Source organism: Sphingobium sp., from assembly GCF_041987595.1.
Taxonomy (GTDB): Bacteria; Pseudomonadota; Alphaproteobacteria; order Sphingomonadales; family Sphingomonadaceae; genus Sphingobium.
This window is the reverse complement of sequence record NZ_JBHIWJ010000146.1, coordinates 1-7,616: the sequence shown is the minus strand read 5'-3', so window position 1 is coordinate 7,616 and position 7,616 is coordinate 1. Positions and strand designations below refer to the sequence as shown.

The window sequence follows — 7,616 nt, the reverse complement described above, 5'->3', positions numbered from 1 at the left end:
GAGGCGCTGGCCGGGCCGCAGGGCACGCTGTTCGGCGCCAGTTCGCTGTCGGGCACGCTGCGCATCATCACCAACCGGCCTGAACTGGGCAAGACCACCGGCAGCATCGACCTTCAGGTCAACAAGTTCAGCAAGGGCGATTTCGGCGGATCGGCGGAGGGCTATATCAACCTGCCGATCAGCGACAATGCCGCGCTGCGCGTGGTGGGCTTCTACGACCGGGTCGGCGGCTATATCGACAATATCCCCGGCACGCGCACCTTCACGCTGGACGACGATGATCCCAGCACCAACCTGACCGTCAACAACAGCAGTCTGGTCGAGAACGACTATAACGATGTCGAAACCTGGGGCGGCCGCGCCGCGCTGCGCATCGATCTGGACGACAGCTGGACGGCCACGCCGCAATTTTTCTACCAGAGCCAGATCGCCCATGGCGGTTTCTTCTATGACCCGACCAAGGGCTATCTGAACGTCACCGACTATCTGCCCAGCCGCAACAAGGACCGCTGGTGGCAGGCGGCGCTGACCATCCAGGGCAAGCTCAGCGACTGGGACATCACCTATTCGGGCGGCTATTTCGAACGCAAGGTCGATAATATCGCCGACTATTCCTATTATTCGGTCGCCTACGACACTTATACCTATGTCGACGACAATGGCGTGGTGCAGCCGGGCTTCGCCACCAACTTCCCCGACGGCAACGGCGGCTTCATCGACCCGACGCAAACCTCGCACCAGTTCGACAAATATACCAAGCATACCCAGGAAATCCGGGTGAACTCGCCGACGGACAGGCCCTTCCGCCTGACCGCGGGCGCCTTCCTTCAGGTGCAGACCGACAGGATCGGCGCCGACTATCAGACGATCGGCATCAGCCAGATTCCGACCCCCAGCTGGATCGCGCCTTTCGGCAACACCGACACCGTGTTCCTCACCCGCGTCAAGCGCAAGGACCGCGACCATGCGATGTTCACGCAGGGCGAATATGACATCGTGCCGGGCCTCACGCTGATCGCGGGCGTGCGCGGCTACATCGCGCACAACACCATCTACGGCTTTTCCGGGACCAACAGCGCCGGCAACCTTGATCCCGCCAACTGCTTCCCCACCAGCCTTCCCGATGTCCCCTGCGCCAATGTGCACAAGAAGCAGGTCGAATCCGGCGTGATCTGGCGGGGCGGCGTCAAATGGCAGGTGACGCCCGACGTCATGCTCTACGGCACGGTGTCGCGCGGCTACCGGCCGGGCGGCAACAACCGGCGGCCCGGCGTCAATCCGTTCAAGTCGGACAAGCTCGACAATTTCGAGCTGGGCTGGAAAACCCATTTCGGGCGCTTCTACTTCAACGGCGCCGCCTTCTACCAGAAATGGCGCGACCTTCAGTTCGGACTGGTGCCGGTGGGGCAGAATGGCGTCACCAACACCTATAATGCGGGGAATGCGCGCATCTATGGCGTGGAGGGCGACCTGTCGGCGCGCTTCGGCGGCCTCTCGCTCTCGGCCAGCGCCACCTATGTCGACGCGCAGCTCACCAGCGATTTCTGCCAGGTCGATCCGGTGACGAAGAATATCGTCTGCATACCCGGCGTTGCCCCGGCCGCGGCCAAGGGCACGCGCCTGCCGGTCATGCCCCGCTTCAAGGGCACGGCGACGGCGCGCTACGAATGGCCGATGGGTTCGGCGACCGCCTTCGTGCAGGGAACGGTGTCGCATCAGGGCGGCACGCGGACCTTCCTGACCGATGCCGATTATGCCGCCGTCGGCCCGACCCGGCCCTTCACCACCGCCGATTTCTCGATCGGCACCCATTGGGACAGCTGGCGGATAGAGGCGTTCATCCAGAATGCCTTCAACAGCCATGGCGCGCTGGGGCGGAACACCATCTGCGCCACCGAAATCTGCGGCGCCTATGCGCGGACCTATCCCACCAAGCCGCAATTTTTCGGCCTGAAACTGGGCTATGACTTCGATTAGCGTCTAAGAGCCTGTCTCGAAATGCGCCTTTGGCGCATCCGCACCGCCCCTCACCCCACCCGACCGCCCACAGAGTGTATCCTGAATGGGCGGTCGGGTGGGGGTGAGGGCCGCTGCGGCAACCGAAATGCACCCTTATGCGCATTTCGAGACAAACTCTAAGGGGGAAGGGGTTCTACGCCCCTTCCTCCTCCGGCATGACGTCCACCATCACCTGGACGCTCTGGCCGGATCCGCCCACGAACAGCCCGTCCATCGGCGCGACGTCGGCATAATCCCGCCCCATCGCGACGAACAGATGCCCGTCCCCGGCGATCACGCCATTGGTCGGGTCAAAACCGATCCATCCCCGCGCCGGCCCGCACCACAGCATGACCCAGGCGTGCATCGCATCGGCTCCCACCAGACGCGGCATGCCCGCCGGCGGATCGGTGCGCAGATAGCCGCTCACATAGGCGGCAGGCAGCCCGAACCAGCGCAGCGCCGCCACCATCACATGGGCAAAGTCCTGGCACACGCCATGACGCGCGGCAAAGGCATCCTCCACCGGCGTCATCGCGTCGGTCGCACCGCTCAGATAGGCGAACTCGGCCTTGATCCGCAGCGCCAGTTCCAGCGCCGCCCCGACGATCGGCCGTCCGGGCGCCAGCAGGTCGCCCGCCCATGCCCCGATCTGCGGCAGCAGCGGCACCCGCGGCGAGGCGTAGAGGAATTGCGCCGGTCCCCCCGATCCCATGTCCCGCGCCGTCAGCGCCGCTTCCGCGACGGAGGCGATGGTCGGGTCGTCATCCTGCGGCTCGATCGGCGCGCCGCCCTGTATTCCGGCGCGAAAGCTGCTTTCGATGACGATCTGGCGGAGCGGGGTGTCGATCTCCAGCCGGGCGACGTTGACCGGCCATGCGCTGGGCCGCGATTCGATGGAGGCGGGCGCGGGGTCGACCGCCAGATGATAGTCGGACGTCCATTGTCCCGGCCAGGGGGCAGGCCGCAGCCGCAGGTTGAACCGCGCCAGCTGCACCAGCGCGTCATATTGCACGATGGTCTGATGCCGGATGTGATAGATCATGACAGCAGGCTGACGCCCTCGCTCTTTTCCTTGCGCCGTTGCAGGAAATAGCGTTGCCCGATGGCATCCGAAAGACCGAGCAACCGGCTTTCCGCGTCGGCCAGATCGTCCATCGTCAGACCGTCTCCGGTCAGGGGCGAAAGCCGGGCCGCCAGCATCGCGGCCAGCCTTTGCGGCTCCTCCGGCATGCCGTCGGCGCGCAGTGTCGGCAGCGCGGCGACATGCTCCGCAAGCCTCATCAACTGATAGACGATGGAGCGCGGATTTTGCGGCTCCAGCGCCACCAGATCGCGCACCGGCGCGAGTGCAGGCCCCGACAGATAGCGGTTGCGATAGCTGATCTGGCTGTCGTTCAAATCGAGCAGCACGGTCAGGTCATCGGCCGACGCCCAATCGGCGCCGAACAGCATGGCAAGGCGGCAACCGTTGATCGCCCGCTCCATCCGCCGCCCCATATCGTGGAAGCGCCAACCCTCGGTCCGCCCCATATTCTCTGCTGCCAGTCCCGACAGCGCCGAAATCCGCTCGATCATGCGGGAGGAGGCGTCCAGCAACGTCTCCGTCACGCCGCCGTCGAAATCGGGCAGGGGCAAGCGCACCAGCCGCCAATAATCCACCGCCAGCCGATCGCGCAGCCCTTCGCCGATTCCCGCCAACGCCGCCAGCAGCGAACGCACGCTGCCCGTCTGCGCGCCGTCGCCCAGAGCCTGCGCGCAGAGCGGCCCGACCGCGCCCATCGCGCCGGGGATCGCACCCCAGAGGGCGAGCTGGCCCATCAGGCGCGCCATGGTGGGCGATCCGACAGCGGGACCCAGATCGGCCTCGATCGATCCGCCGACGATCGCCCGGATCACCCGCGCCGTCATTTCCGTGCGCTCGATATAGCGGCCCAGCCAATAGAGATTGTCCGCCGCCTTGGCCGGCAGCATCCCGCCCACGCGCCGGATCGCGGGCGCGGTCGTCGCCAAAAGCCCGTCCTGCGGCACCGGCTTGCCGTCCAGCACGCACATGTCCGCCGACAGGTCGCCTTCTCCCATCAGTGCTGCGCGAATGTCGCCATGCGCCGCCAGCCGCGCAAAGGCGCCCGGCATGATCCGCCATTGGCCCAGCTCGTCCCGCGCCACGAACACGCGCAGGGTGAAGGGCAGGGGGGTGAGTTTCCCGTCCACGATGGCGGGCGTGGTCGACAGGCGCACCACTTCCTGCCCCACATAGTCCATCGGCCGCCGCGCCATGGCGTCCAGCAACTCGGCGCGCTGCGCCGCATCCATTGCCGATCCGGGCAGGAAGCGCGTGCCCGTCAGCCCGGCAACATCCCGGTCGAAGGCCGACCCCACCACCAGTTCGCCCATGGCGTCGGCGACATGCGCACGCTCGGCACGCTGCCCGCACCACCATGTCGCGATATTGGGCAGGATGAGGTCGGCACCCAGCACCTCCTGCGCCAGCCCCGGCAGGAAAGCCGCCATGGCGCGCGATTCGATCACGCCGACGCCCGGCCAGTTGGCCAGCATCAACCCGCCCTTCACGCAGGCGTCGAACAGGTCGGGCACGCCGATGCGCGATTCCCCGTCGAACGCCAGCGGATCGAGAAAGCGGCTGTCCATCCAGCGCCAGAGGCCATCGACCCGCTTCAGGCCCTGAACCGTGCGGACGAACAATTGCCCGTCGGACACGATCAGATCCTCGCCCTCGACCAGCAGCAGGCCCAGATAGCGCGCCAGATGCGCCTGTTCGGCATAGCTCTGGTTGAACCGTCCCGGAGACAGCAGCCCGATGCGCGGATCGCTCCGCTCGCAATCGGCCGCAAGGCCCCGGCGCAGATCGCTCAGGAACGGCGCCAGCCGGCGCACATTGAGCGCGCCCAGCAAATCCCCGGTCGCCCGCGACAAAGCCAGCCGGTTCTCCAGCGCATAGCCCACGCCAACGGGCGTGCGCACCCGGTCGGCCAGCACCCGCCATTCGCCGTCCGGTCCCCGCGCCAGATCGGCGGCATAGAAATGCACGAAATGCCCGTGCGGCGGCGGCGATCCGGTCATGACCCGCCAGTAATGCGGGCTGCCGGTGATGACGCTGGCGGGCAGCTTGCCGGTGCGGACCAGCGATTGCGTGGAGTAGACGTCGCTGATCACGCGCTCCAGCAACTGCGCCCGCTGGGCGAGGCCGCGCTCGATATGCGTCCATTCCTGCGCCCCGATCAACAGCGGAACGGGGCTAAGCGGCCATGGCCGTTCCTGCTGGTCGCCGGTCAGGCGGAAGGCCAGCCCCAGATCGATCGCCTGCCGCTCGACATTGCCCGCCAGCGCCGCCGGATCGCCCTGCGCCTGAACCGACAGCCGTTCCAGCATCGTCCGCCAGTGGCCCGCCATCTCCTTGCCCGCCCCGGCGAACAGGTCGCCCTTGGGCGCCCGCGCCAGATAGGTCTCGGCCCAATGGCCTGCTTCGACGGGCGAAAGGCTATCCGCCATGGTCATGGATGACGGAAACGCAGGTCCAGCGTCATCGGGAATTCGCTTGGGCTTTCGGCGGGCGGCATGTCGACGGGGCCGGGGGTATGGCCATGGTCCTGAAACCGTGCCTTGCGCCGCGCCTCGGCCTCATAGGCGTTGATCGGCAGCGTGTCGTAATTGCGCCCGCCCGGATGCGCGACATGATAGACGCAGCCGCCCAGCGACCGCCCGCTCCAGCTGTCCAGCACGTCGAAGGTCAACGGCGCGTTCACCGGCAGCGCAGGGTGCAGACAGGCGGCCGGCGCCCACGCCTTGTAGCGCACGCCGCCCACCGCCTCGCCCGGCACGGACGTCGGCGTCATCGGCACGCGGCGGCCGTTGCAGGCGATGATGTGCCGCCCGGCGATCAGGCCGGTCGCACGCACCTGCAGGCGCTCGGTCGAACTGTCGACATAGCGCACCGTGCCGCCGATCGCGCCGGTTTCGCCCAGCACGTTCCACGGCTCCAGCGCATGGGCGATCTCCAGCCCGACGCCGCCGGCATCGACCGCGCCATGGATCGGGAAGCGGAACTGCCGCTGCGCTTCGAACCAGTTGGGATCGAACTCATATCCCGCCCCGCGCAGGTCGCCCAGCACTTCGAGGAAATCCGCCCAGACGAAATGGGGCAGCATGAAGCGGTCATGCAGCGCCGTCCCCCAGCGCACCAGATTGCCCTGCTGCGGCTGGCGCCAGAACCACGCCGTCAGCGCCCGCAACAGCAGTTGCTGGGCCAGGCTCATCTTCGGTTCCGGCGGCATTTCGAAGCCGCGAAACTCCAGCAGGCCGAGGCGCCCCGTCGGCCCGTCCGGCGAGAACATCTTGTCGATGCAGATTTCGGTCCGGTGGGTATTGCCCGTCACGTCGACCAGCAGGTTGCGGAACAGCCGGTCGACCAGCCATGGCGGCGGCGCGTCGCCTTCGCCCGGAGCAGGAACCTGCGCCAGTGCGATCTCCAGCTCGTAGAGCCCGTCATGCCGCGCCTCGTCGATGCGCGGCGCCTGACTGGTCGGCCCGATGCACAGGCCGGAGAACAGATAGGAGAGCGAGGGATGCCGCTGCCAGTAAAGCACGAAGCTTTTCAGCAGATCGGGCCGCCGGATGAAGGGCGAGTCATTCAGGCTCGGTCCGCCCAGCACGATATGATTGCCGCCGCCCGTGCCCACCGACCGCCCATCGACCATGAACTTGTCGGCGGTCAGGTCGCAGGTCCGCGCCAGCGCATAAAGCTGCTCGGTGATGGCGACCGTCTCGTCCCAGCTGGCGGCGGGCTGGACATTCACCTCGATCACGCCGGGGTCGGGCGTGGCCTTCAGCACCTGCAGGCGCGGGTCGGACGGCGGCGCATAGCCCTCGATCCGCACCGGCACGCGCAGCGCCTCGGCCGCAGCCTCGATCTGCGCCACCAGCTCCAGATAATCCTCCAGCGCCTCGACCGGCGGCAGGAAGACGGAGAGGAAATGCCCCCGTGGCTCCACCGTCACGGCGGTCCGCACCGCCCCTTCGATATGGACCTGCTCGACCCGCTCCTGCGCGGCCGCGCCGCCCGGCGCATCGGGCACGCGCTGCACCGGCTGGGCACGGACCTCATCCAGCGTCGCGCGGAAATCGGGCAAAGGGCCACGCGGTTCGCTGGGGTCGCGGGGGTGAATATAGGGATAGGCCGACTCCGGCACATGCGGCAGCGACCCCAAGGGCAGGCGGTAGCCCAGCGCCGAATCCCCCGGCACCGCGAACAGCCTGCCGCGCCGCAGCTGCCATATCTCGCTCTGCCAGCGCGGTGTTGCCGCCTGCGTCTGCCAGCGCTGCACCGGCAGCACATAGCCGACCGGCTGATCGAGGCCCCGCTCGAACGCCCGCACCATGCGTGCCCGCGCTTCGGGATCGGAAATCTTCGGATCGTCCGGCGACGTATTGACCGGCAGTTCCGCCTCCTTCACCGCCCAGACCGCCGGGTCCTCATAGACCGGCTGGATATGCTCGGCCGTAAAGCCCATGGCCCCCGCCATCTGCGCGATAAAGGCTGCGGCATCCTGCGCCGTCACCGCCTGCGCATCCTGCGGCGCCACCTCATCCGCGATCAG

The 7,616-nt window shown here is 67.4% G+C and carries 4 protein-coding genes; 1 reads left to right on the top strand and 3 read right to left on the bottom strand.

Features of this window, described 5'->3' with window-relative positions; translation table 11 throughout:
- Nucleotides 1–1,977, top strand: a 1,977-nt coding sequence (locus ACFC3J_RS21320) for a TonB-dependent receptor (RefSeq protein WP_375197981.1), incomplete at its 5' end; no start/stop codon positions are given.
- A gap of 175 nt (nt 1,978–2,152) precedes the next feature.
- Here ACFC3J_RS21320 and ACFC3J_RS21315 read toward each other — a convergent pair.
- The 3 genes from ACFC3J_RS21315 to ACFC3J_RS21305 form a co-directional block, all read right to left on the bottom strand.
- Nucleotides 2,153–3,043 carry a transglutaminase domain-containing protein gene (locus ACFC3J_RS21315; protein ID WP_375197980.1) on the bottom strand — a complete coding sequence of 297 codons (891 nt, stop codon included), beginning with the start codon at nt 3,041–3,043 and terminating at the stop codon, nt 2,153–2,155.
- Nucleotides 3,040–5,517 carry a circularly permuted type 2 ATP-grasp protein gene (locus ACFC3J_RS21310; protein ID WP_375197979.1) on the bottom strand — a complete coding sequence of 826 codons (2,478 nt, stop codon included), beginning with the start codon at nt 5,515–5,517 and terminating at the stop codon, nt 3,040–3,042. The genes ACFC3J_RS21315 and ACFC3J_RS21310 overlap by 4 nt, the downstream gene beginning before the upstream one ends.
- Nucleotides 5,514–7,616, bottom strand: a 2,103-nt coding sequence (locus ACFC3J_RS21305; RefSeq protein WP_375197978.1) for a transglutaminase family protein, incomplete at its 5' end; no start/stop codon positions are given. The genes ACFC3J_RS21310 and ACFC3J_RS21305, both read right to left, overlap by 4 nt.